Origin of the sequence: Paenibacillus sp. FSL R5-0744, from assembly GCF_037972555.1 — a bacterium.
Lineage (GTDB): Bacteria > Bacillota > Bacilli > Paenibacillales > Paenibacillaceae > Paenibacillus_AQ.
Genome location: NZ_CP150228.1, coordinates 2764097 through 2788322, shown reverse-complemented (window position 1 = coordinate 2788322; position 24226 = coordinate 2764097). Strand labels below are relative to the sequence as shown.

The window sequence follows — 24226 nt, the reverse complement described above, 5'->3', positions numbered from 1 at the left end:
AAATAAGAAGTATAAGTTTCACCCTGAACATAATCCTTAAGCTTATATGTTGCACATCACAAGGTTATGTTTTAAGCTTCGCGATCCGTTTCTTTTTCCTCAGTCGCTATACGATTCATCTGATCTGCCACTTTATCAAGCCGTTCTAATTGATATCCGTAATCGTAAATAGCTGCGGCTACAACATACAATCGTAGTTGACCTATTTTCTCCGCATTATACCCCAGGATCGTTGAATTCAAAAATCCATCATTCTCGTCTCCCAAGGGTTCCGATTCATTAGTGTTTGGTTTTAGTTTATCTTCAAATTTCAGTAAGATCAGTTGATGATATTTGATTAACTGCTCCAAATGACTGTCAAACAATGCATCTGTCTCTTCACTTCGATCCGCTTGAAAATAATGCCGATCCACAGCCTCAAGAACATCGAAGCCCTTTTGCAAAGAAGATAACAGGTTCTTATAGACAACCATTTGTCTAGTCTGACTGTACTTCGCCCTCTTTAGCTGTTTCTGCTCTTCCTCAAACAAAGCGTACTTATCCGCTAAAGATTTAATAGATGATTCCAGTGCAAGTTTTTCATCACGAAACACACTTTCCTTCATCTCATGAGATACAGCCGTTCTTAGCAGCAAGGAAAGACTGGCAAAGACGTTCTCAATTTGCTTGATGTACTGTTTCCGTGGTTTCGGAGGAACTACTATAATATTGATTAGAAATGCAGAAACAATCCCTGTCAATGTTAATAAGAACCGATTCAGCGCGAACTGCCATTCACCAGAAGCCTCCATCACTGTTATAACGGTGACCAGTGTCAGGCTAATAGTATCCGCCCGGTTAATTTTCATACTGATCATAATGACAAGAATGCAGACCAACCCAACCGCAATTGGACTATTGGATAACAGCATTCCTCCCAGAAGAGCGAGTACCGCGCCCATTGTAGTCGTTGTCAGCTGATCAAGAAAATAACGCCAAGAGCGATAAATAGATGGCTGCATCGCGAAAATTGCTGCAATCGCAGCGCCCACAGAAGATGGAAAATGTAGCAGTTCGGCTAAATACAAGGCAAGCGTGACTGCCATTCCTGTTTTAAATATGCGAGCTCCAAAAGCCAAAAATATCCCCCCTAAAAATTGGCCCACTCTGCAATATGGACATCTACGAATCCCTCATTCCTCTAATTACCCAAGCCTAATGTTGATGAATTTTATGATCATTTAAGCTCTCACTTATGATTCTTTCAGCTTTCAGGGAATACTAATTCAAGTAAGTACCTATCACATATAACATACGAGGTGAGTGAATGAATAACAACATCAAAAAATTAGTGACCATCACAGCTGTTCTTTTCCTCAGTCTGTCTCCAGCACTTGCTCCTACTCGGAGCGTGTCAGCTGAGAATGTAACTTCCACTGCACCTGATTCTGGGCCTTCGGAAAAAGGTCATAGACCCCCACCAGGGAAAGACGGGAAATTCAGAGCCGGCGGACATTTCATTATTTTCGAAACAGCCAAGCTGCTTGAGATGGATCGTACGGAGCTAATCAATAGCCTAAAAACAGGCAAAACCCTCCCCGAGCTTGCCCTTGAAAAGAAAGGCTGGACAGAAGATCAATATATTCAAAAGCTCAGCGAATCCGCAAGTAAGCGGCTGGATCAAGCCATCAGCGAGGGACGTCTAACAAAAGACGAAGCTCAAAAGCTAAAGGCTGGACTTCCTTCTATGCTGAAGAAAAAAATAAGTAAAATGGGTCATTTCCAAGATCATAAATCTTCGGAACATCATGTGATGAACCCTCAAGCAAAAACGCCTTCGGTGTCCTATTTAGGACGGTAAGCGTTTATGCGAGAAATATAAGGATAATGTATAGCGTGAAACATATATATTCTTATATTTTAAAATATCCCCACAAAAACGGATATCTTCATTTCTTATGAGGATATCCGTTTTTTATAGGCTTCAAATAGACTGATGGATAACATCAGCCACGCGCCACTTGCAGCATAACCACCAATTACGTCGCTAGGATAATGAACTCCCAGGTAAATACGACTCCAGCCAATGCCCACAGTCATGAATACCGCAAATATTATTAACAGGATTCTTTCACTTCTTCGCGGCAAATGACGCCACAGTAAATAGGCAATTACCCCATACAGGGAGAAGGCTGCCATGGAATGTCCACTTGGGAAACTATAACCGAGCTCTTGGACAATACGATTGAAATTTGGACGCTCCCTTTGAAACCATAACTTCATAAGTGTATTCAATAGCTGTGAGCCTAGTCCAACCCATAGGAACAGAATTAGCTCAAGCCGATGTTTCAGCAGAAAATACAGCAGTGCCATCGTGACGATAGATATGCCAATCGCTACCTTGGAGGAACCAATCAGAGATAGTCCTTTGGCGAATGTAGTCAGTCCAGGTGATTCAGCGGATTGAACAAAATGAATCATATAATTATCAAATGATGATACCTTATTCATATGAACTAGAATCGCAATAACGACGAAACAAGCAGCAAACCCTATAAAATAACGAAAACCTCTAGACCAGTTCTGATAATAAAGCATAAATACCTCCGTGTCTAATTTTGTGCCTGTCGATCACATTTCCTGAGAAGCTATAACCCGTGCTATAATTATAGAGAAATAAATATACAAAAAGATGGAGTGCTGCCAAAGTGGAGAGTCTAAAATTGCAGGAACGTTTGTTGAATCAGTTTATTTCCACAAAGGTGCCCGTGACGATTTTTACAACAAATGGTGTAAAAATGCAAGGCGTCGTAACCTCGTATGATGCATTCACAATCACTTTACAGGGTCAAGGTGATGGCAGACAGAATGTGCTCTTCAAATCTGCAGTATCCACTATTGTACCTCTTAAGCCCGTCTCACTCAAATAGTTCACACATTCATTAAACTTCTTCATCCTATTTTCAATAATAAAGGGAACACCGGACTACATCTCCGGTGTTCCCTTTATTATTTTCTTTAATTGTCTTATTCACTCTTCAAAACGAGTTTCTTTTATACAGGGAAAATCACAGGCTTCACACACACCGGCTTAGATACCTCGGCAGTATTTCCTGTAAAGACGAGACGACCACTGGTCTCTTCAATAGAGAACACAACCAGGTTATTAGCGTCACGATTTGCAACAATAAGATAAGCCCCATCCGGAGTTAATGAGAAGTGTCGTGGATGCCCTCCACGAGTAGATACATATTCAATTAGTGTAAGCTTGGCAGTAGCGTTATCCACTGCAAACACTGCGATGTTATCCGCTCCACGATTAGAAGCGTAAAGATATCTTCCATCTACTGAAGTGGCAATTTCAGCGCAAGTATTCTCTTCCTTAAAATCCTCAGGCAAAGTTGAAATTGTATCTACCGTGTGAAGAGTCCCTGTAGCACTGTCATATGTAAACGATGTTATCGTGGAATCCACCTCGTTTATAACATAAGCAGACTTTCCATCTGGATGAAAAGTAAAATGACGAGGTCCCGCCCCTGGATGAAGCGCTGTATCTCCGTGAACTTCCAGTTTGTTCAAGTCTCTATTGATTTTATAGGACCGAATAATATCAAGCCCAAGATCAGAAACAAACAGATACTGTCCGTCCGGACTAAAAATAGCCGAATGGGGATGCGGGCGATCCTGACGTTCAGGATGGTGACCATGACCGGAATGAATCGCGACATCCGCCAGTTGATTAGCAACTTTTTCTTCATCTAATGTGATCAGGCCTACACTGCCACCATGATAACTACATACAACAATGTATTCATCGCTTAGATCTCTAGAAATATGGCATGTGGTCGTTTGACCATTACCTGAAGCAGGCATTGAGGCTATACGGTTCAATTCGCTCAATTTCCCACGCTTAGCATCGATAGCAAAGGTAACGACTTCTCCCTCTTTTCCACCTTCACCATTTGGCTTTTCTCCTATGGCATATAAACGCAGGGCTGAAGCATCTACATTAACAAAGGTGGGGTTAGTTATACCCTGAACCGAGTCGATTAATTTTAACGTACCTCCTGCTTCGCCATCGAATTCAAATACCTGTACACCGCTTTCCGTGGCACTTGCATAGGAACCCGTAAACAGCAATAACTTAGTCTGCTTTTCCATCTTTACATCCTCCTTCAAAGTATTGCTATTATATAATTTACAATTTTTAAACGTTAAAGACAAACTATAAAGTAAAAAGTGTGACAAATAGTTCAAAAATAAGGCTTTCCAATGATTAGCGATTGTGCTATAATGAAAGCGCTAACATTAGTCTTTTATTAAGTATAAAGGGGGAACATGAATGAGTAGCATCCTGCTGGAAGCCAGAAATGTATACGAGGACTTCGAGGTGGAAACAGACATTCTGTTCTTTAAGGTCGGGGACCATGATTTGGTCATTTTTCACGGCAGAAACTACAACATAAAAAAGAGAATGACTGCCGAGCAATTAAAACGATTGTTATCCAATTCTACTTACTATCATGTGTACGGTGGCTGTTATGTCAATCTAAACAAGATCAGTTCTATCGAAGACGACTGCATTTATTTCGGAGAAAAGGGCCTATTCGCTAAAAACGTACGGGTCCCAAGACGGAAACAAGAAAGTATTCGTCATCTATTGAAAGGACTGAAGTAAACATCTTATTCCCATAAGCCGGAAGGGCATGTTACCGATGCCATTTCCGGCTTTTTGCTTTTTATTAATAGAAACTTAAAAAGATCCTATCTTTTTTTATACTTTCTTAAGGTTTAGGATCTGGATTTCTGTTAAAGTTGTAAATAGACAAGCAACACCTATATTGAAGGGAGTCATTACTAATAATGGACAAAAAAGATCTGAATGGAAATGAGAACTTAGAAAACAACGGTACTCCGGAAGAAGAATTGAACACTACCGAGAATACCAATGAAGTAAATGAAGTGGAGATCGTAGCTGCTGAAGAACCTGTGAATACAACAAAAGAGGAAAGTGTTCCAGTAATGAACAAAGTCGGCAGCAACAATAATACGACGCCACCTGCTCCACCAGTTTCTCCTAAAGGTAACAAGGGCTGGATGATTGCCTCTGTGGTTCTGGCTGCGGCACTCATCATTGTATTGATTAAGCCTCCATTCCAAAAGGACGACAGCAGCACAGCTGTTGCTAGCGTTAACGGAACTAACATTACTAAAGAACAACTTTATGATAAATTGATCGAAGCAGGCGGAGAAAGCACACTGCAAGCCATGATTACTACTGAACTCGTTGATCAAGAAGCTAAAAAAGCTAACGTAACTGTTACTGATGAAGACATTAATGCTGAATTAGAAGACCTAAAAGCACAATTCGGCGGAGAAGCTGCATTTAATGCTGCGTTGCAACAAAGCTCAATGACCGTTGATGACTTGAAGAAGCAAATGCCGCTGCAAGTAAAACTGCGTAAGATTCTTGAGCCGCAAGTGACTATAACGGATCAAGAAATCAAAGACTACTATGAAGCAAATAAAGCTACTTTCAATGAAGAAGAACAAGTTCGCGCTTCCCACATTCTCGTTGAGACTAAAGAAGAAGCGGATGCAATTCTGAAGCAATTGAAAGATGGAGCAGATTTCGCTGAACTTGCTAAAGAAAAATCTTCAGACACTGGTTCCAAAGCTAATGGCGGAGATCTAGACTTCTTCAAACGTGGAGATATGGTAGCTGAATTCTCCGATGTAGCCTTTAAACTTAAAGTTGGGGAAACAAGCGGTGCTGTGAAATCCGATTACGGTTATCACATCATTAAAGTAACCGACCACAAAGACGCTAAAAACTACACCTTGGAAGAAAAGAAAGATGAAATCAAAAAGACGCTTGTGTCTCAAAAGGTTTCCACTCTTTCCACTACTTGGTTGTCAGATACAACTGCAAAAGCAAAAATCACAAATTCACTTACGGATGCCAAAAAAGAAGCAACAGCTTCTCCTGAGCCATCTGCAAGCGCAGAAGCAGGAACTGAATCTGCTAAATAATATGACTGCAAAAAGCAGGACAAGCGTTAAGAGACGCTGTCCTGCTTTTTTTGTACCTCTATTTTCGAACTTTTAATTAATGTCCTTTTTTACGGACCTGCTTATCACGATTCTCTCCCCACTCTTTCGCTTGTGCGGTAGCAATAGAAATCGCCCTTCCCTCTTCATATCCATCTTCTAGCAGTGCATTAGCAATATCAATCGCCTTATTACGAATAGGTGCAGTGAAGTTCTTGAGTGAATCTGGATAATCTTTTTTATTCCACGGCATACAAAAAAACCTCCTTAACCTGACTATATAATTAATTAGCCTGGTCTAGGAGGTTTTAAACACACTCTTAAGCTTATTTAAAGACTTTAACGCGATCTTCAACCGGTTGGAATTGTTTCTCACCTGCTGGAGTTACTGTCTTACCAAATGGCAATTGAGCAATTAGTTTCCAGTCTTGCGGGATGCCCCAAGCTTCTTTCACTTCGTCATCAATTAGTGGGTTATAGTGCTGCAAGGATGCACCTAAACCTGCTTCAGAAAGTGCAGTCCATACTACAAATTGCAGAATGCCTGAAGATTGGTTAGACCAAACTGGGAAGTTCTCGGCATACAATGCGAAGTTTTCTTGAAGGTTCTTCACTACCGCTTGATCTTCAAAGAACAATACGGAACCGTAACCTGCTTTGAAAGATGCTAATTTTTGCGCTGTTCCTTCAAATTGTTCAGCTGGAACGATTTTGCGCAAAGTTTCTGTCGTGATATCCCATAATTTATCATGCTGTTCACCTAAAAGAACAACCGCTCTAGAGCTTTGGGAGTTGAATGAGGTTGGGCTATGCAAAACCGCTTGCTCAACGATTTCAATAATTTGAGCATCGGCTACAGTGGATTCTTTACTGATGGCATAGATGGAACGTCTTCCTTTAACTGCTTCAAGAAAATTGTTAGACATAAAATAACTACCTCCATTTATTTAAGTAACTTACTTTTGTACATCTTATCACCTTTTTTCTGAAAATACAACATCTATTCACAACTTATTTTGTCGGATATACAATTAGCCTCGATTAGTAACATCTCCCCTTCACTTTTCCGATATACATTTCGGCTAAAAATAAGCTACAATAGTGCAGCAAAAGTGCAGAAGGAAGGTTATATAAATGAATTTTTCAACAGATAAAGTTCTTATTCTACATAAAAAAACAGTCATATTCTCTTGTGTAGTGCTCTTTTTCCTTAGCTTGGCACTTACTGGCTGTAAAGACACAAAATCGTCTAATTTAAACGCTATGGAACTTGATCAAGCTGAGCTTAAACCTGTATCTTTCTGGGTCGCCACAGACACTCACTTTTTGGATAAAGATCTTCAGGATGGTGGGCAGGCTTTTCAGACCTATGTCACTGGAGGCGATGGAAAAATGCTGCCCTACAGTGATGAAATGGCTGAAGCTTTGGTCTATGACGCTGAACAGAAAAAACCTGCGTTTATCATCCTCAGTGGCGATTTAACTAATAATGGAGAACGCAGCAGCCATCAAAAGTTAACCGAAAATTTAAAACGAATCGAACAACAAGGAACCTCTGTTTATGTCATTCCAGGCAATCACGACTTATTTAATCCTTGGGCTAGATCCTTCAGTGGCGATAAACAGCTCCTTACGGATTCAATTACAGATAAGGATTTCGTCAAAATGTATGCGGATTTCGGCTACAAAGAAGCTGCATCACGTGATAAGGAATCACTAAGCTATATCGTCAAGGCTGCCCCCAACTTATGGATTCTGATGATAGACAGTAGCCAATACCTTAATAATAAAAAATACGGTTTCCCTCAGACAGATGGGCGTATTACTTCTTCTACGCTTTCATGGATCGATGAATCCGTTAAGCTTGCAGCCAAAGAGCATGCTTCTGTGATCACGGTGATGCATCATAATTTATTAAGTCACACTTCTATGTCTGTTTCAGGCTTCAAGCTTAATAACAGCCAGGTAGCTATAAAATCCTTACGAAAGAATGGACTTAATCTAGTTCTCTCAGGACATATTCATATGCAGGACATTCAAGTAGATCCAGCAGACGCGAATCAAGATACAGCATCCTCTGAACCAATGCCAATCTATGATATCGCTACGAGTGCGATGGCCGTCAATCCGCATCAATATGGAGCCATGACCTTCGATCCCGTCTCGCGAACCGTAAATTATAAAGCAACGTCTTTGAACGTAGAAGGTTGGGCTGAAGCTAACCAGATTACAGATCACAATCTCTTAAACTTCAAGGCTTATGCCGAAGAAGCCTTTGCTACTAACTCCTATGACAAAGCTATGGATAGTCTTAAGGAAAGTCCTTTAACGGAGTCTGAAAAAGAATCCATGGCGAAGGTAATGTCCAAGCTGAATGTACGATACTTCGCAGGAACTGCAGGTACCTTTGCTAAGGATATAAAAGCGTTGCCGGGCTACAAGCTTTGGGAGGAACAGCAGGACGGTTTCCTAGGAGGGTATGTCCAAAGTATGGCTGAAGAAAAAGCGCTAAGTAATGTCGACCTAGAAGTGGTTTTAACGAAGCAATAAAAAGATGCCATACTTCATATAAAAAAAACCAGCTTCACCCGCATTTCTGCGAAGTTAGAAGCTGGATTTGTTTGTGTTATTTAGCCAATAAGGATCGAACTAACTATTTACGTGTAATAGTAATCCAACCATCTTCATCTACATACACAGTAGCATGAAGTGCTTCAGCAAGCAGACGCAGCGATACATAGGCATCACCATATTCGTCAACAAATACAGGCTCTGCAAGCTTCACTTTTTCACCGTTAATTACTGCTTCGGAAGAACCGATTTTGAATACCAGCTTATCACCGTACACACCATCAGTTACGATAATAGCACGATTGGCTGTATCCCATTCCACAATAGCATCTAAATCTTCTGCAAAATACCGAAGAGGAATGTACGTCGTATTATTGTCAACGATCGGATAATAATATTCGTCGTCTGGTTCGATGACAATCGTTCTCTTGGTGATACCAAGATCGTCTTTCAATATACGATAAACGTTAGAATTTGGATCAAAATTGTTCAAAGTCTCTCCAGGAGTCAGGTCACCAGAAGAAACATCAAGTGCTCCTTCAGTACTGATTGGATCTGCCGTTACAGCACCACCAATGTTCCAAATCTGACTGGAAGCCTTAAGAGAGAAGCTCTTTAATGGCATATCTTCAGTACCTGGAAGCGCCACTTTCAGATCAACATTCTGTTTACGAACATGTAGTCCACTGTCTACAAAAATGTCGACAGCAAGCTTCGTATCCTTACTCAGAACCGTCTTAAGCTCAGGGGTAGCTTTGTAAAGACTGTCTAGTTGATTGTCATAAACCAGCAGTAACGCATCCACAGCCAATTTTGCTGCATCATGCAGTACAGTTACAACAGCTTCTTTATCACCCAGAGGAATTACTCCAATACCTGGAATTTCATAATCACCGGAGGCTTTTTCGTCCATTGCTTTGATCACAGGATATAGATAGTCATACAGACCACCAACCAATTCTGTAAAGCCTTCCGTATCTTTAGAGATCGATTTCAGGAATCCTTTTAACAATGCCGGAAGCTCATCACCCGTCACTTCGGTATGTAACTTCGTCATATTCACCTGCTGGCCATACACAGCCTCACTAACGGGTGTTACGCTAATTGCGCTTGGATTAGGAAGATTCTTCACCACAAACTTCGTTAGCAGCTTACTAAGATCTTCAGCTTTAGTCAGATCCAATCCAACTTCAGCAAAGACCTCATCATAACCTTGAACCGGGAAGTAAAACGGTTGTTTTGCTCCTTCAACCGTAAAGACTAAAGTTTTTTTGTCCATAAACAATGAGAATGGAATATTCAATTGTTTATAGCCGATCGTTCCATTGGCAGATACATTACCATTCTCTTGTAACTTTGCATTGCTAATACTCAGGGAAAAAGAATTTATGAGATCGACCATTTCCTTATCTTCTGCGCTAATTCCTTCTGAAGGTTCAGCGTTCATAGAAAACGTCATGCTGGATTCTGATGATTTAACATCGACATCCCCGATCAATGCCTTATTAACATCGAAACCTCCAACCGATTGACAACCGGCCAGAACAAGCAGCAGTGCGACAAAAGGAATAAACCATTTTGCCCTAGCTTTCATTCTCCTCATAGCAAGTCTCCTTTTTGTAAGATTTTTTGAAATCAATCCATTATCTCAGCAAAGGCAACATTTGTAAATCAAAGTATTACTTATTGTAAAAATACTATAGATTCAACAAAGTTCGCCATTCGATAGAAACCCATTCATTGTATATTACGCCTTTAAATAACGCTAAAATCAGTAAATGCGCAGGATAAAAAGACCACCACACCCAGCGTGGTACCCGGTGACGCTCTAAATATCCCCAAAGTACAGGCGCCAAAGCAATCAACAGCGTTGGTAAAATACTAAGCATTTGCACAACCCAATAATTATAAAACATGTAGAACAGATTAAGTGCCAAATGTGCTACAACAAGCCAATATGACTTCGCATAACGGAATATCAATACTAGCAGCAGGCCGTACGCATTATAATCTATCGGGAAATAATCCATTAACGCGATAGCTGCAATGACGACTGGTATTCCAAGCCATGGAGTAGGCAGTTTATCTAAAATAACCAATACGGTTGCGGATAACAAAAGCGTAAACACCACGTTCCATCCACCAGGATTAATCGCTAAATTGTATGGGATCTGAGCAATAATAGCGATAATGAGCAGTCGGAACAAGTATTTCGGTCTGGATGATGTATGGATATGCCCCTGCACAAGCCCGTAACAGTAAATTGGAAAGGCTATTCTTCCTACATATCTCCAAGCAATATCCTCTGGAAAAAAGATATAGCCAATATGGTCGATTAGCATCGTCAGCATGGCGAGAATCTGCATATCAAACCTCCTTAAAATAAGTTGATATCATACATTCGCCAATGAGTACTTCATCTCCTTCGCCTGTACACAAATGATGACTGCAATAAAAGAGAACTGAATTTCTGGTTTCTTGCCTCTTGACTTTATGGGGTGCAATTGAGTACTATGAACGAGCAACATCATATGGCAATGATCAAAGACATGATTTCCTATACGAACTGTCCAGAGAGAGAGGTCTAGGCTGAAAGCTTCTCCAGTACACGATTGTGAAGTTACCCCTTTGTAGCCGTGACGCTGAATCCGCAGATCTAAATTTTGCGGTAGTATGTGGCACCGACTTATCCACGTTAAAGGATACCAATGAGGTCCTATCCTTGTGATAGGTCGAATTAGGGTGGAACCACGAGCTGAACGCACTCGTCCCTTTCTGGGAGAGATGCGTTTTTTTGCGTTCACCACTAACAATTTTTGAGAAATGGAGGCTAACAATCATGGAGATCAAGGTAACACTGCAAAACGGAACAATTAGAGAGGTACTGCAAGGAACGACGATTAAAGAAGCAGCAGGTGCCATAAGTACCAGTCTGAAAAAAAATGCTGTAGCTGGAATTATCGATGGAAGATCCGTTGATCTAAACCAAACGATCGAACATGATTGCCAGCTCGAAATTGTTACGTTGGATAGCAAAGAAGGCCTGGAAATTTATAGACACAGTACAGCACATATCATGGCGCAGGCCATAAAACGTATATATGGAGATAAGGGTGTCCAGCTCGGCATAGGTCCAGTAATCGAAGATGGCTTCTATTACGACATTGATATTGAGACACCTCTATCCACGGCTGATCTTGTAGCAATCGAACAAGAGATGGCGAGAATTATTCAAGAGAATCACCCGATTGTCCGCCGTGTCGTTCCCCGCGCTGAAGCAATCAAGCTTTTTGAAGCGATGAATGAGCCCTTAAAGCTGGAGCTTATCCGTGATCTACCGGAAGACACAGTATTATCTATTTATGATCAAGGTGAATTCTCGGATCTCTGTCGAGGCCCACATCTTCCTTCAACTGGCTTGGTCAAGGCTTTTAAGCTGTTGAATGTAGCAGGTGCCTACTGGCGTGGAGATTCGAATAATAAAATGCTGCAACGTATTTACGGAACTGCTTTTCCTAAGAAAGCTCAACTTGAAGAGCACTTACTCTTTCTTGAAGAAGCTAAAAAACGTGATCACCGTAAGCTCGGCAAGGAACTGGAATTGTTTATGTTCTCTGAAGAAGCTCCAGGTATGCCCTTCTATCTTCCCAAGGGGATGACTATCCGCACAGAGCTTGAGAATTTCGCACGTGAATTACAAAGACAGAGAGATTACGATGAAGTTCGTACACCACTGATGATGAACAATCGGCTTTGGGAGCAATCCGGACACTGGGATCACTACAAAGACAATATGTATTTCACCAATGTAGACGAAACAAAATTCGCACTCAAACCGATGAACTGCCCAGGTCATATGATGATCTACAAAAATAATCTACATTCTTACCGAGAGTTGCCTATCCGAATTGCCGAATTTGGTCAAGTACATCGCCATGAGTTCTCTGGGGCACTTAACGGGATGATGCGTGTTCGTACTTTTTGTCAGGATGATGCCCATCTCTTCGTATTACCAGAGCAGATTGAGGATGAAATAAGCCGGGTAATCTCACTGATTGACCATATTTATCAAGTGTTTGGCTTTGAGTACAAGATTGAATTATCTACTCGCCCGGCAGATTATATGGGATCAGAAGAACTATGGGATCTAGCTGAACAATCATTACAAAGTGTATTAGACAATCTCGGGATCGAGTATCGTGTGAATGAAGGTGATGGCGCATTCTACGGACCAAAGATTGATTTCCATATTTTAGATGCGCTAAAACGAAGCTGGCAATGTGGAACCATCCAACTAGATTGGCAAATGCCAGAGAAATTCGATCTTACTTATATCGGGGAAGATAACCTTAAGCACCGCCCGGTCGTAATCCATCGCGCTGTTTATGGGTCGATTGATCGTTTTATGGGGATTATTACGGAGCATTATGCCGGCGCATTCCCGCTATGGTTAGCACCCGTCCAAGCGAAGTTATTGCCCGTCTCTGAGAACTACGTTGCTTATGCGTTTCAGGTGAAACAATCCTTAGAACAAGCTGGCATTCGTGTAGAGGTTGATATCCGAAATGAGAAGCTAGGTTACAAAATTCGTGAAGCCCAACTTGAAAAATCACCCTATATGCTCGTTCTCGGTGAGAATGAGAAAAACTCTGGCAGTGTTTCTGTAAGAAAACGTGGTGAGGGTGATCTTGGTTCAAAGAGTATCCAAGAGATTATTGAGCAGATTAGTGAAGAAATAGTTAGTAAAAAATAAAGTTCTGCGTCAAATTAAACGTAAAAGGGCTGTCTATTCGTAGAAATCTACGAACAAGACAGCCCCTTTTTTGATCACATATTAATATTCACAGGAACACTATTTCACGTACAGACGACTACTTTCATCCCAATACTCGCCTGGTTTGAGACTGAATAAGCCGATCTCATCCGCTGGCAGATCTACCATTGGTGCATTAACCAAGTTGATTTGCGGCTCTGGGCAGAAGAACTGCTCAGAAGCACCATTATTCCAGATCATCCACTGCTTGTATGAAGTCCCAACGTCATAAACTAAAGTGACTCCAGCTTTGCTGTCGGTAAGCTCCATCCGGTTACGTCCATTCTGAGCTACAGCTGTGTAATGGTTGTCCATCGAAGCGAAATAAGGATACACACCTTCATCACGAAGCTGAGCTTCACCTGGCTCCAGCTCTTGAAATTTACCAGTCGGCAGCATACGGTCGTTCAATTCCCAGCGATTACCGATGGTCGCTTTTACAAGGTAATCTTGTGGTGTGCTACCTGGTGCAAATGGAGCATTAATCGCGGTATGGAATGCCAACAAGCAAGGCATCTCTTCATCACCATCATTATGCACTTGTACCTGTTGAGATAAGCCACCTTCACCAAGGGTATAACGTAGTTTCATTGTGTATTTAAACGGCAAGTATTGATAAGAAGGATGGCTCTCATCCACTTTGATGAATACGGTTACGAAGCTTTCGGTCTTCCCGCTACCGAACTCTTCCACTTCCCAAGCTGCCGTATGTAAAAATCCATGTAAATGGTTGCCTGTTGCGACTTCATTTACCGGGAGTTGATAAGTTTGACCATTCCAAGGAAATTTGCCATCTTCATAACGATTCGGAGGAAATAATACAGGAATACCATGGATGCCTGGACTTGCTTTGAAAGCTTCCATTTCCTCAGCTCCCGGTTCATGCAAGAAACGGTAACCGTTTTCGGTATCACGGAAACAGATCAAGTTGCCACCGATGCCTGGTAAGATAGCTGCCTCATAACGGCCAGCTTTCAACCAGATGGCTGCTTCTCCTTCATATTGTCCTTCATAGGCTGTGATAGACATAATAATGTGTTCTCCCTTCCAGTGTCTGATAATTGTCTCTACTTGATAGATTACCACATCTGGTCATGACGTGACATGCCCTTTTTTAGAGCTGTTCCACTTCAACGCTCATGACATGATCAATTTTCTTCACATCATAATAAATCTCTGTAGCGTAATCTTTATCCGGCGCTGAGATCACCATATCGATCATTTGTCTTCCATCTTCCAAATCCTTAATTTTCATTCTGCGGATCGCCCGGGATGGACTTCTAGTACTTCGTTGGGTACTAACCTGAGGTCTCTCAATTTTTTGGATCACTTCAGTAAGGACAAAATTAGCTTCCATGATGATTCTCACCGAAACTTCATGCTTGTTAAGCACTTCAGGACCAATCGAACGAATTAAATGAGGAACTAAATTCACCGCAAACATTAGAAGAATAACCGCATATGCTGCTTCAATATAAAATCCTGCTCCCACAGCTATACCAATCCCCGAAGCTGTCCAGATGAGTGCTGCCGAGGTCAAACCTGATATCGCATCACCGCCTCTACGCAGGATAACACCAGCCCCCAAGAACCCTATCCCACTGACAATTTGAGCAGCGAGGCGCATCGGATCCATATTTGGATGCTCAGGACCTGCAAACTTATCAAAGGCATGAATAGACACTACAGTTACAAGACAAGAGGCAATACTAATGACCATACTGGTCCGAATCCCCAGCGGTTTCTGCTTGATCTGTCGGTCAATCCCGATGAACAGCCCGAACAGCATGGCCACTAGCAGCTTAATTAATGATTCAATATGAAAATCCATAGTTCATTCTCCTTTCTCCACAGATACTCCATTATAACGGAAAACGGAGATTATGATTAGCTTTATTTTACAGCAAAAAAACGGCACTCCTATCCTCCATATATATGCGCAGACAGCTTATATAATCCGCATAACGAAGAGGATAGAATCCGTTTTGGTGAAAGATTATTTAACCATGCAGCAACGATTCTGCACCGTCACAATAAATCTCAGTTCCTGTAATATGATCGGAATCCTCGGAGGCCAGAAAAAGTGCCAGCTTTGCAACTTGATCAGGACGCCCAGGACCTTCCTCTAGCGGTTGATCCCCTTCCGGAAATTCGACAGGGATTTTTACCTCTTTGAGATCCTCGGATGGAAAAGTGTTGTCATCAATATTGGTCTTAATAGCCCCAGGACAGATCGCATTTACGCGAATTTGAAATTGAGCCAGTTCTAATGCTGCCATTTTCATAAAAGCAACCTGACCTGCCTTTGTCGTACTGTAAGCAGAAAAACCGATGTTAGAAAATACACGATTTCCGTTAATGGAGCTGTTAATCAGGATGCTGCCACCGCTTTCTTTTAGATGCGGTATCGCATATTTAACAGTCGCGAAGGTTCCACGAAGGTTGATGTGAATCGTCTGGTCCCAAGACTCAATATCCATCGTTTCAATGGGCGTCATGGCTCCATTAATCCCTGCGTTTGCAAAAACAACATCAAGACGACCCCATTTCGCGGCCGCCTTGTTTATGGCAGCTTCCACTTGCGGGGGTTCAGCAACATCGCATTCAATTACGAGGGCTTCTCCGCCTTCTTTCTCCACTTGTTTTCTAACCTTTTCTGCGTTCTCAACAGTTCTATCCAGCAGCACAACTTTGGCCCCGTTACGAGCGAACTCAAGCACAGTTGCTCGTCCAATGCCGGAACCACCTCCTGTTACAATCGCTACCTTACCTTCCAGCTTCTTATCTGCCATGTTTAAGTATCCTCCTTCTTGTCATGCAAGCCTTCCAGTTAAGTTCTTTCCTTAACCTTAACCTCGCATACAGAAGTTGAATCGATAGATCTTTAATACCCCAAAGGATTATTTTTATTCACCCTGCCGAAGATGGATAATGAGATCATTTAAACCGGCTTCACGGATGCCCTCTACAATAAGATCAGCAAGCAGACGTGCTCCTAAAATCTGAAAATGTGTATTGTCTTGTACGCCAACTGGATGCAAGATATATTCTCCCGGATAGGACCACATGAACAGATCCTTCGTTCCTTCCACACCATATGCTTCAAAAAGCTTACGACTCTTCTCCGCCAAATCGATTAGGGGGATCTGCTCAGTCTCAGCCAACTCTTTCATTGCCGTTAAATACTCTCCATGACTGTCTACTATAGCTTCTGCAGGATCAAATCTCCGCCTATGTACAGCGGTCACCAGTACCGGGTAGGCTCCTGCTTTCCTAGCAACTGTAATCATCCGCAGCAAATATTCTTTATATGTAGTGAAAGGTTCGGTGTGTCTATGTTCATCCCCTTTTGAATCGTTATGACCAAACTGTATGAACATATAATCTCTGGGCCGAAGCACAGTAGAAATGTTCTCCAAATGCCCTTCCTCAATAAAGCTCTTGGAGCTACGTCCTGAAATGGCTCGATTATCCACTACAAGACCTGCTTTGAAGCAGCGAGGCAGCAACTGGCCCCAGCCAGCATAGGGATAACCAGCTTCTCCTTGATCGGTCACCGTAGAATCACCAGCCAAATATAAGACAAGCGTTTCGTTGTCAGGCTCAATGTCGAGAGCATTTATTCGAGGCGCAATACCTGAGAAGGAGAGCTTTAGCTGACCACCCATGATTCGCATCGCAAATGATTCTCGTATATACTGACCTGCCGGGACATTCAATGTATCTAATACGTACTTACCATCACCTGCTCGAATTATTGTACTCGTATCTGCTAAGGAGTCACCAAGTAACATAGAAATCCGGTAAATCCCATCAGGAATATCTAACAGGAAGACTGCCTTCTGCGGAATGCAGAAATCACTTCTTAATGGATCTGCTCCTCCCCTGGAACGCCCGAATACTGTCGAGTCTGAAGTAAAACCAAATTGCGCATCCGGAGAGTATCGTGAGTCCGGCCGAATTTTGGTGTAGCCGGACGCTGTATCTTTAATCCCAAAGTCAAAATGATAGCTATCCAAATTCAGCCGCACCTTTCTTCATTAGATATTTTATCCTTTCAAACCACTGGTGCTGATTCCTTCCACAATCTGCTTTTGAAAGATAAAGAAAATAATCATGACGGGTGCCAAGCTAAGAACGGACATGGCGAACATGGGTCCCCAGTTGGACACGGACTCACTGTCGAGGAACATTTTCAGCCCCATAGAAACTGTATATTTAGATGGAGAGTTCAGGTACAACACTGGCCCAAGCAGGTCTTCCCAGCGCCAATAGAAGGAAAAGATCGCTGCAGTAGCCATAGATGGACGGATGAGTGGGAGAATGATTCTGAAGTACAGACCAAATTTCCCGCACCCATCAATCGTAGCCGCTTCGTCAAGTTCAACAGGTATTGTCCGAATAAACTGCAGCATTAGGAAAATAAAGAACGGAACACCGAAGAACTGTGGAACCACGATCGGCTTGATACTATCGAGCCATTCCAATTTCGCATAGATGATATATTGCGGGACTAGCACTACATCTGAAGGAAGCATAAGCGTCATCATCATGATACCGAACCATAAGCCATGCCCTACAAACTTATTACGTGCAAATCCGAAGGCTACCAGTGAAGAAGAAACCACCGCTCCTAGAGTGGCTACAACGACAATAATTAATGAATTCTTTATGAAGACACCAAAGGAATATCCGGCAATCCCTTCCCAGCCTTTAGCATAATTCCCCCATACCCATGGATCGGGAAGAAGCTGCTGAGCGGTAACGAATACAAGCCGGCTCTCTTTAAAAGAGCTCATGATCATCCACAAAATCGGATACAGCATAATGATAGCGAGGCCACCGATAAGAATATGATACAGCGGCCATTTCAGTTTCATTTTCGCCATGGATTATTTTCCTCCTTCCGATTCGTAGAAGACCCACGATTTGGATGTCTTGAACAAAATTCCGGTCATGATGCCGACTAGCAACAACATCACCCACGCCATAGCTGAAGCGTAACCCATGTTATTAAACATAAAGGCCTGACGGAATAGATATAGAGAATACAACATCGTACCGTCCATTGGTCCGCCTTCACCTTTAGAGATAATATAAGCTGGAACAAAGGTCATAAATGCACTGATCGTCTGCATGACTAGATTGAACAGAATAACTGAGCTTAGGAGGGGCATTGTAATCTTAAAGAACTTTCTGAAAAAGCCTGCTCCATCTACACTAGCTGCCTCGTACATTTCACCAGGAATATTCTTTAGACCTGCCAGAAAGATCAACATGGATGAACCAAATTGCCACACGGATAAAGTGATCAACATAATAAGCGCAGCGCTCGGATTACCAAACCAACTTACTGGACCAAGGCCGAAAAAACCGAGCATGCCATTAATAATTCCAGTATCACTAAAAATATTACGCCACATGATGGATACCGCCACACTGCCACCTATAATAGAAGGTAAATAATAAGTTGTACGATAGGCTCCGATCATGCGCGATTTAGTATTTAGAATCATAGCCACAAATAATGCAAAGGTGAGACGTAAAGGCACACCAATAAATACGTAAAGCAGCGTCACCTTTAGTGAATGTAAATATTTCGGGTCATTCGAGAACATTTTGATGTAATTATCAAATCCGATCCATTTAGGTGGAGCGAACAAATTGTATTTGGTAAAAGAAAGATAAAGAGAAATGATCATCGGGATCAATGTGAAGCAAAGGAAGCCAATGACGAATGGACTGATAAAGGCATATCCTGTAAGGTTGCTTCGTAAACTCCGGCCTGTTAGCTTCTTTTTCTTAAAAGCCAGCGGATTCGAAGGAAGGGGATTCGTGGATGCCAAGGGTCTCCAACTCCTTTTTATGTGAATAATAAGGGAAACGGACTGCCGCCTAACCAAATGGCATGCCGTTTCCCATGTTAGACGCAGTATAGTTATCTGTTACCTTCTATTACCGGCTGGAGAGAATAGCGTTCGCTTCTTTTCGGAACTGTGCGGCGGCGGCGGCTGGGTCAATCTTGCCGAAGTTCATTTGTTCAGCAAGGTCTGTAAGGAGTGCTACTACCTCTGGCGATCCAACTGGCGGACTCATTGGAGAAGTAGTAGGCTCCATGTCAGCTACGAATTTAAATACTTGCTTACCGGAATCCGTTAATTGTGAAGCTACAGATTCTTTGATTTTGCTTGAAATTGGCACACCACGTTCGCCTTTGATTAGATTGTTGGCTTCGGGATCATTTATCCAGAAATCAACAAACTTCGCTGCTTCTTCCTTCACTTTTGAGTTAGAAGTAACCGACCAATACATACTTGGCTGCATGTAGAGTCCTTTTTCCATATCCGGACCAGGCATTTGTGCCAGTGCCATAGGGCGATTTACAGCGATTTGCAAAGCAACATATTGGTTCGACCATTGCCATACGCCGATGCCTGTTCCTTTAACAATATCAGACTCTTCGATAACGCCTTTGTTTTGGCTCAGTTTGTCTTGGGATGGAACCGCTCCATCTTTAATTAAACCAGACAACATTCCGAAAAAGTCAGTGAACAAGGCATCATCCTCATATCCAAGCGCTGAACCATCATTGTTATAAAGTGCCAGCCCTTTTGTACGCAGATAATAGTTGAAGAATACGTCAGCTGCCATAGAACCGTCGATATACAGTCCAGCTGATTTAGCTTTCGCAGCAATTTCTTTGTATTGATCCCAAGTCCAGTTCTCCGGAATGGAATCCACCCCTGCCTTCTTCAGCAATTCTGGGTCATATTGAAAACCAAGTACGTTAACGCCTAATGGAATTCCGAATTGCTTCTCATTGATCACCCCAGTACTAAGGACGTTCTCATTCACATCGCCGACTTGGATCTGAGAGTTCAAATAAGGCTTCAAATCTTCGAGCTGTCCGTTAGACCCATATTGATTAATATAAGAAATATCCATTTGAACGATATCAGGAAGTCGATTCGCTGCTGCTTGAGGCGCAAGCTTCTTCCAATAATCATCGAATGAAGCATATTCAGGCTCAATCGTTACATTCGGGTATTTGGCTTCATACATATCAATCACTTGTTGTGTATAAGAATGCCGTGTATCTCCACCCCACCAAGCTATACGCAGAGTTACGGGTTCTGCTGAAGTTGTAGCTGCGGGTTTCGTTTCTGAAGGCGTGTTTGTAGCGGAATCCGTAGCGGCAGCACTATTATTGTTATTACCTCCACCACAACCAGCTAACATCGATGACAACAACAATGGTACGGCTAGTAAAGCGAATCTCTTTTTCAAATTCATGTCCCCTTTTCCTATAATAGTATAAAGGCTCTGATCCCTTTAGGTAGCGCTTTCATGTATAAATCTTCTCAAATATTCAGTGATTGTTGAATACAAAAAACCGTCTTGTTTGTTCAATAATCAGTTCCCTTGAGAGGGTTTCATAAATTCTGTGGGTGTCTGCCCAGTTACTTTTTTGAACACTTGACTAAAATACTGTGCATTCCCACCGAAACCGAACATTTCAGCGAGCTCAAATACTCTTACATCACCACTATGCATAATGTGTTCTGATGCTTTAGTAATCCGGTAATTGGTAACGTAATTAGAGAATTTCTCCCCCGTGATTTTCTTAAATATTTTCCCGAGATAATCAGGATTCATATATAACATCTCAGCAGCGACTGAGCTAAGTGACAGTTCCGCATTCTTATAATCATCCGCAATAATTTTGAACATTTTATCTACGATTAAGGATTGGCGACAGCGAAAATGACGATCATACATCGCTGTCAAACGAGCAGCAGCATCTTTTACATAGGCTTTAAGACCACTTAAAGTCCTGATCTCAGCCAGTTCCACCATACTTGAAGTAAAGGTATTTCTTTCATCAGGGACGGCTAAACGTATCATCGCAGAATACAATTGCAAAACATAAGATCGCGTTACATTAATATCCACACGCTGCTCAGCTAGCAGATTAAATAACCGCTCTAATTCAAACTCTACTGCACTTTGTTCGCCCGCCTTAATCAGCAGACAGATTTGCTCTTCATCTAGTTCAATGTCATTTCTTCCGCTTAGTTCATCACTAGGAATATCACTTCCTGTGATCAAACCTCCCTCTTCCATATAAAAACAGTGGTTAAGGCATTGCAGAGTCTGACGATACAATCTCCGTGAATGTATCATGAAGTCCGCGTCACTAATCGCAATGGTTACATCCACTTTATAAAATTTGTAGAACATTTTTCGTACATCAGAAATTCGTTCAAGCAGTGTACTATTCAGCGTAGTCTCTCCTTCGACTTCCATTAGTGTCAGAATAAATCCGCCTATCCTTGTACTAAGCAGCGTTTCTTGCAGCATATCCTGTGCAATATTTTGCAAAGCAAATAGTTGCTCATATTCATAAGAACCTTCCAGTCTGAACAAGATCAAACGCACCACTTTGTCATTTAATTCGATGCCTAGCAGCTCCTGATAATACTCTAAATCTTGACTCCCGTACGTTTTGTTAGAGATCCATTCCTTCAAAAATTGTTCCTTTACATGTGGTAGTACTTTAGTAAAACGTTGCTTCATGTCATTTACAAATTCCGTCCGGCCCTTAAGTTCATCGAGCTCTGCTACCAGTTCAACTAACGCATCATGAATTTGATTCTCGTTGCACGGCTTAAGCAGATAATGCTTCACTCCATGTTGCATAGCGATACAGGCGTAGTCAAAATCCTTATACCCCGTCAACATAACGAACTTTACCTCAGGAAACCGTTCACTGCATTTCTGCACCAAGCCTAGTCCGTCCAATCCGGGCATGGAAATATCAGTAATCACTATTTCAGGGCGAAGCTCCTCTATTTTCTCTAAGGCTTCTATCCCGTTTCGCGCAGTACCCACAAGTTCCGTTCCTGCCTGTGCCCAGTTCACTACCTGAGATATGCCTTCTAGTATCAACCGTTCATCATCAACCAGCAGTAACTTATACATTCTCTTGCACTCCTTTTAAATAAGGTATACGTACATGTATTGTCGTTCCTTGACCTGGCTCACTTTCAATCACTGTACCCCATTCTGGGCCAAATACGATTTGAATACGCTCTGCGATGTTCGCTAACCCAATGCCTTCGCCACGTGTCTTAACTCTTCCCTGCTGTAAATCTTTGATGAACTCGGCACTCATCCCCGGCCCATTATCACTAACACGAATATCAAGGCCCTGTTCTTCCTCACTCACGGTTATAGAAATCGTGCAAGGCTCGATATTAGGCTCCAATGCATATCGGATCGCATTCTCGATCAACGGCTGAAGCGTCAGCTTCGGGATTAAAGCGTCATGCAAATGCTCTGGAAAATCCATGCGGAAATCAAGTCTCTCGTCAAAACGCGTCTTTTGGATAATGACATAATTGCGCACAATGGTGAGCTCTTTTTCAATCGTAATCAACGGGTCTTTAAGACCAATCGAACTGCGAAACAAATAGCCGAGCGCTTCTACCATTTCTGAGATTTTAGCTTGCTTGTTCATCTTCGCTAACCAATTGATCGATTCAAGTGTATTGTACAAAAAATGCGGATTGATCTGTGCCTGCAATGCTTTAAGCTCGGTCTCTCTAATGATGAGCTGCTTCGCATAATTCTCATCGATAAGTTCTCTGATTCTGCGGATCATCATTTTAAAGGTTCTGTTAAGCTGGCTTACCTCGTCCTGTGCAGTTTGCGAAACGACACCTAGCGACTGTTCCTCCAGATTATCCAGATCTCCCTTTTCGATTTGTTTCATTTTTTTGGTCAGCTTTGAAATCGGGCGTACAATACTTCGGGCTAATCGATAGCCTAAGAGCAATCCAATTAGTAATATGAGCGCGAATATGATGACGACCAATTTTTTTACAAAAGTAATATGTTTGAACATCTCATTGAAGGGGGTCGCATTGATATACATCCATTCCATATAAGATGATTTAGTCTTCGTTATAAAATATGTTCCTTCTTCATACTTAGCCGTACGATAAAGCTCGGAACGTTCCGTTTCCGCTTTAAGCTCATTTGGCAGCAACATCGGAGTTTGGGGATAAACCGCTAGCCCTGAAGTCGCATCTGCAACAATCAACTGATCGCCATCCGAAGTGTTACTAGTGCTATCTGCAATAATACGATCAATCCGAATTCGAATGACTAACGTCCCTAAATCGTCCAGCGTAAAGGTTGATCCGGTGTAAGATTTAATCTGCCGAACAGCCAGGAGTGAATTCTTATTCCCTTGGGGATACCACACAATACTACCGCTAGCTTCCTTAGCCAGAGGCTTTAATTGATCCTGGAGATCCTGTGATACACCTTCCCGATTACCCGCAGTCATAGCGCCGCCATTCGTATCCAACAACATCATGGAATAAACGTATTTCTCTGCTCCTGCAAAGGCAACTAACCTGTTAATGATTTTATTATGTAGGACCTGCCGCTCATATGGTTGAGGATCATCCTGCAACTGGCGAAGACATTCCTGAATTTGCTCATCAGAGACCACTGTAAAAGAAAGTTGTTCCAGCTCTCTCAAAGTACTCTCTATACTGATAGATGACATTCCCAGCACTTCAGATGCCTTTTCATAGATTTGCTTGTCATAAATTCGATAAACATACTGCAGGACGGTTAAAGAGAACAGAAAGGACAGCAGCAGCAAAAATGAAATGATCAATATCATTTTATTAAAAATACCCGAACTCCTGTAAGCGCTAACATTCTTCCAAAACATAAGCATCCTCCAATTCACTCCAAACCCTTATTATGGGAATAATATTTATCGTCACTATATCC

The 24226-nt window shown here is 42.0% G+C and carries 22 protein-coding genes; 6 read left to right on the top strand and 16 right to left on the bottom strand.

Translation table 11 applies throughout. The annotated features are described in order from the left end of the window. Positions 1-71: 71 nt before the first annotated feature. Positions 72-1118 carry an aromatic acid exporter family protein gene (locus MKY19_RS12065; RefSeq protein WP_042187452.1) on the bottom strand — a complete coding sequence of 349 codons (1047 nt, stop codon included), beginning with the start codon at positions 1116-1118 and terminating at the stop codon, positions 72-74. Positions 1119-1306: 188 nt separating this feature from the next. Here MKY19_RS12065 and MKY19_RS12060 point away from each other — a divergent pair, with 188 nt between their 5' ends. Continuing rightward, positions 1307-1840: a hypothetical protein gene (locus MKY19_RS12060; protein WP_076282886.1), complete on the top strand. Its 534-nt coding sequence runs from the start codon at positions 1307-1309 to the stop codon at positions 1838-1840. A 95-nt stretch (positions 1841-1935) separates the two neighbouring features. Here MKY19_RS12060 and MKY19_RS12055 read toward each other — a convergent pair whose 3' ends face one another. Continuing rightward, positions 1936-2577: a phosphatase PAP2 family protein gene (locus tag MKY19_RS12055; RefSeq protein ID WP_339270693.1), complete on the bottom strand. Its 642-nt coding sequence runs from the start codon at positions 2575-2577 to the stop codon at positions 1936-1938. Between the two features lie 110 nt (positions 2578-2687). Between MKY19_RS12055 and hfq the strand changes: the two genes are divergently transcribed. Then, a complete protein-coding gene (gene hfq, locus MKY19_RS12050) occupies positions 2688-2909 on the top strand; it encodes an RNA chaperone Hfq (protein WP_042126951.1) in 222 nt (73 codons plus the stop codon). Positions 2910-3033: 124 nt separating this feature from the next. On the opposite strand, the gene MKY19_RS12045 is transcribed toward hfq, so the two are convergent. Continuing rightward, positions 3034-4140, bottom strand: a complete 1107-nt coding sequence (locus tag MKY19_RS12045; protein ID WP_339803030.1) for a lactonase family protein — start codon at positions 4138-4140, stop codon at positions 3034-3036. Positions 4141-4321: 181 nt separating this feature from the next. Between MKY19_RS12045 and MKY19_RS12040 the strand changes: the two genes are divergently transcribed. Further along, entirely contained in the window at positions 4322-4657 is a 336-nt protein-coding gene (locus tag MKY19_RS12040; protein ID WP_042126947.1) for a hypothetical protein, read from the top strand. A 185-nt stretch (positions 4658-4842) separates the two neighbouring features. Then, positions 4843-6012, top strand: a complete 1170-nt coding sequence (locus tag MKY19_RS12035) for a peptidylprolyl isomerase (RefSeq protein ID WP_339803027.1) — start codon at positions 4843-4845, stop codon at positions 6010-6012. A gap of 76 nt (positions 6013-6088) precedes the next feature. Here the strand turns inward: MKY19_RS12035 and MKY19_RS12030 are convergent, their stop codons facing one another. Then, positions 6089-6283, bottom strand: coding sequence for a hypothetical protein (locus MKY19_RS12030; RefSeq protein WP_042187441.1), 195 nt, complete (start codon positions 6281-6283; stop codon positions 6089-6091). Positions 6284-6356: 73 nt separating this feature from the next. Beyond that, positions 6357-6956, bottom strand: a complete 600-nt coding sequence (locus MKY19_RS12025; protein ID WP_042187439.1) for a nitroreductase family protein — start codon at positions 6954-6956, stop codon at positions 6357-6359. 208 nt (positions 6957-7164) lie between these two features. Here MKY19_RS12025 and MKY19_RS12020 point away from each other — a divergent pair, with 208 nt between their 5' ends. Beyond that, a complete protein-coding gene (locus tag MKY19_RS12020; RefSeq protein ID WP_339270684.1) occupies positions 7165-8580 on the top strand; it encodes a metallophosphoesterase in 1416 nt (471 codons plus the stop codon). 103 nt (positions 8581-8683) lie between these two features. On the opposite strand, the gene MKY19_RS12015 is transcribed toward MKY19_RS12020, so the two are convergent. Further along, on the bottom strand, positions 8684-10204 hold the full coding sequence (locus MKY19_RS12015) for a copper amine oxidase N-terminal domain-containing protein (RefSeq protein ID WP_339270682.1): 1521 nt from the start codon (positions 10202-10204) through the stop codon (positions 8684-8686). A 94-nt stretch (positions 10205-10298) separates the two neighbouring features. Beyond that, positions 10299-10967 (bottom strand): TraX family protein, encoded by a 669-nt coding sequence (locus MKY19_RS12010; protein WP_339270680.1) that lies wholly within the window; start codon positions 10965-10967, stop codon positions 10299-10301. Between the two features lie 473 nt (positions 10968-11440). Between MKY19_RS12010 and thrS the strand changes: the two genes are divergently transcribed. After that, complete coding sequence (gene thrS / locus MKY19_RS12005; RefSeq protein WP_339270678.1) at positions 11441-13354, top strand: threonine--tRNA ligase; 1914 nt, start codon at positions 11441-11443, stop codon at positions 13352-13354. A 99-nt stretch (positions 13355-13453) separates the two neighbouring features. Here thrS and MKY19_RS12000 read toward each other — a convergent pair whose 3' ends face one another. The 9 genes from MKY19_RS12000 to MKY19_RS11960 all read right to left on the bottom strand — a co-directional run bounded on the left by MKY19_RS12000 (position 13454) and on the right by MKY19_RS11960 (position 24164). Then, on the bottom strand, positions 13454-14443 hold the full coding sequence (locus MKY19_RS12000; RefSeq protein WP_339803024.1) for an aldose 1-epimerase: 990 nt from the start codon (positions 14441-14443) through the stop codon (positions 13454-13456). 85 nt (positions 14444-14528) lie between these two features. Then, entirely contained in the window at positions 14529-15245 is a 717-nt protein-coding gene (locus MKY19_RS11995; protein WP_042126933.1) for an MgtC/SapB family protein, read from the bottom strand. A 169-nt stretch (positions 15246-15414) separates the two neighbouring features. Then, positions 15415-16206, bottom strand: coding sequence for an SDR family NAD(P)-dependent oxidoreductase (locus MKY19_RS11990; RefSeq protein ID WP_042187431.1), 792 nt, complete (start codon positions 16204-16206; stop codon positions 15415-15417). Positions 16207-16320: 114 nt separating this feature from the next. Further along, positions 16321-17445, bottom strand: coding sequence for a rhamnogalacturonan acetylesterase (locus MKY19_RS11985; RefSeq protein ID WP_339803020.1), 1125 nt, complete (start codon positions 17443-17445; stop codon positions 16321-16323). Between the two features lie 18 nt (positions 17446-17463). Next, positions 17464-18303, bottom strand: coding sequence for a carbohydrate ABC transporter permease (locus MKY19_RS11980; protein WP_042126927.1), 840 nt, complete (start codon positions 18301-18303; stop codon positions 17464-17466). A gap of 3 nt (positions 18304-18306) precedes the next feature. Beyond that, positions 18307-19227, bottom strand: coding sequence for a sugar ABC transporter permease (locus tag MKY19_RS11975; protein WP_042132108.1), 921 nt, complete (start codon positions 19225-19227; stop codon positions 18307-18309). A 142-nt stretch (positions 19228-19369) separates the two neighbouring features. Next, the gene (locus MKY19_RS11970; protein WP_149644202.1) at positions 19370-20707 is read right to left on the bottom strand and encodes an extracellular solute-binding protein; all 1338 of its coding nucleotides are present in this window, start codon (positions 20705-20707) and stop codon (positions 19370-19372) included. Positions 20708-20827: 120 nt separating this feature from the next. Beyond that, positions 20828-22396: a response regulator gene (locus MKY19_RS11965; RefSeq protein ID WP_339803016.1), complete on the bottom strand. Its 1569-nt coding sequence runs from the start codon at positions 22394-22396 to the stop codon at positions 20828-20830. Continuing rightward, the gene (locus MKY19_RS11960; protein WP_339803013.1) at positions 22389-24164 is read right to left on the bottom strand and encodes a sensor histidine kinase; all 1776 of its coding nucleotides are present in this window, start codon (positions 24162-24164) and stop codon (positions 22389-22391) included. The genes MKY19_RS11965 and MKY19_RS11960 overlap by 8 nt, the downstream gene beginning before the upstream one ends. Positions 24165-24226: the final 62 nt, after the last annotated feature.

Bases quoted from the DNA above. Each gene is read 5' to 3' on its own strand.
- MKY19_RS12045 (WP_339803030.1), bottom strand. From the start codon at position 4,140: ATGGAAAAGCAGACTAAGTTATTGCTGTTTACGGGTTCCTATGCAAGT.
- MKY19_RS12030 (WP_042187441.1), bottom strand. From the start codon at position 6,283: ATGCCGTGGAATAAAAAAGATTATCCAGATTCACTCAAGAACTTCACT.
- MKY19_RS11960 (WP_339803013.1), bottom strand. From the start codon at position 24,164: ATGTTTTGGAAGAATGTTAGCGCTTACAGGAGTTCGGGTATTTTTAAT.
- thrS (WP_339270678.1), top strand. From the start codon at position 11,441: ATGGAGATCAAGGTAACACTGCAAAACGGAACAATTAGAGAGGTACTG.
- MKY19_RS12055 (WP_339270693.1), bottom strand. From the start codon at position 2,577: ATGCTTTATTATCAGAACTGGTCTAGAGGTTTTCGTTATTTTATAGGG.
- MKY19_RS12010 (WP_339270680.1), bottom strand. From the start codon at position 10,967: ATGCAGATTCTCGCCATGCTGACGATGCTAATCGACCATATTGGCTAT.
- MKY19_RS12025 (WP_042187439.1), bottom strand. From the start codon at position 6,956: ATGTCTAACAATTTTCTTGAAGCAGTTAAAGGAAGACGTTCCATCTAT.
- MKY19_RS11965 (WP_339803016.1), bottom strand. From the start codon at position 22,396: ATGTATAAGTTACTGCTGGTTGATGATGAACGGTTGATACTAGAAGGC.
- MKY19_RS12000 (WP_339803024.1), bottom strand. From the start codon at position 14,443: ATGTCTATCACAGCCTATGAAGGACAATATGAAGGAGAAGCAGCCATC.
- MKY19_RS12015 (WP_339270682.1), bottom strand. From the start codon at position 10,204: ATGAGGAGAATGAAAGCTAGGGCAAAATGGTTTATTCCTTTTGTCGCA.
- MKY19_RS11980 (WP_042126927.1), bottom strand. From the start codon at position 18,303: ATGGCGAAAATGAAACTGAAATGGCCGCTGTATCATATTCTTATCGGT.
- MKY19_RS12060 (WP_076282886.1), top strand. From the start codon at position 1,307: ATGAATAACAACATCAAAAAATTAGTGACCATCACAGCTGTTCTTTTC.
- MKY19_RS11990 (WP_042187431.1), bottom strand. From the start codon at position 16,206: ATGGCAGATAAGAAGCTGGAAGGTAAGGTAGCGATTGTAACAGGAGGT.
- MKY19_RS12040 (WP_042126947.1), top strand. From the start codon at position 4,322: ATGAGTAGCATCCTGCTGGAAGCCAGAAATGTATACGAGGACTTCGAG.
- MKY19_RS12035 (WP_339803027.1), top strand. From the start codon at position 4,843: ATGGACAAAAAAGATCTGAATGGAAATGAGAACTTAGAAAACAACGGT.
- MKY19_RS11970 (WP_149644202.1), bottom strand. From the start codon at position 20,707: ATGAATTTGAAAAAGAGATTCGCTTTACTAGCCGTACCATTGTTGTTG.
- MKY19_RS12020 (WP_339270684.1), top strand. From the start codon at position 7,165: ATGAATTTTTCAACAGATAAAGTTCTTATTCTACATAAAAAAACAGTC.
- MKY19_RS11995 (WP_042126933.1), bottom strand. From the start codon at position 15,245: ATGGATTTTCATATTGAATCATTAATTAAGCTGCTAGTGGCCATGCTG.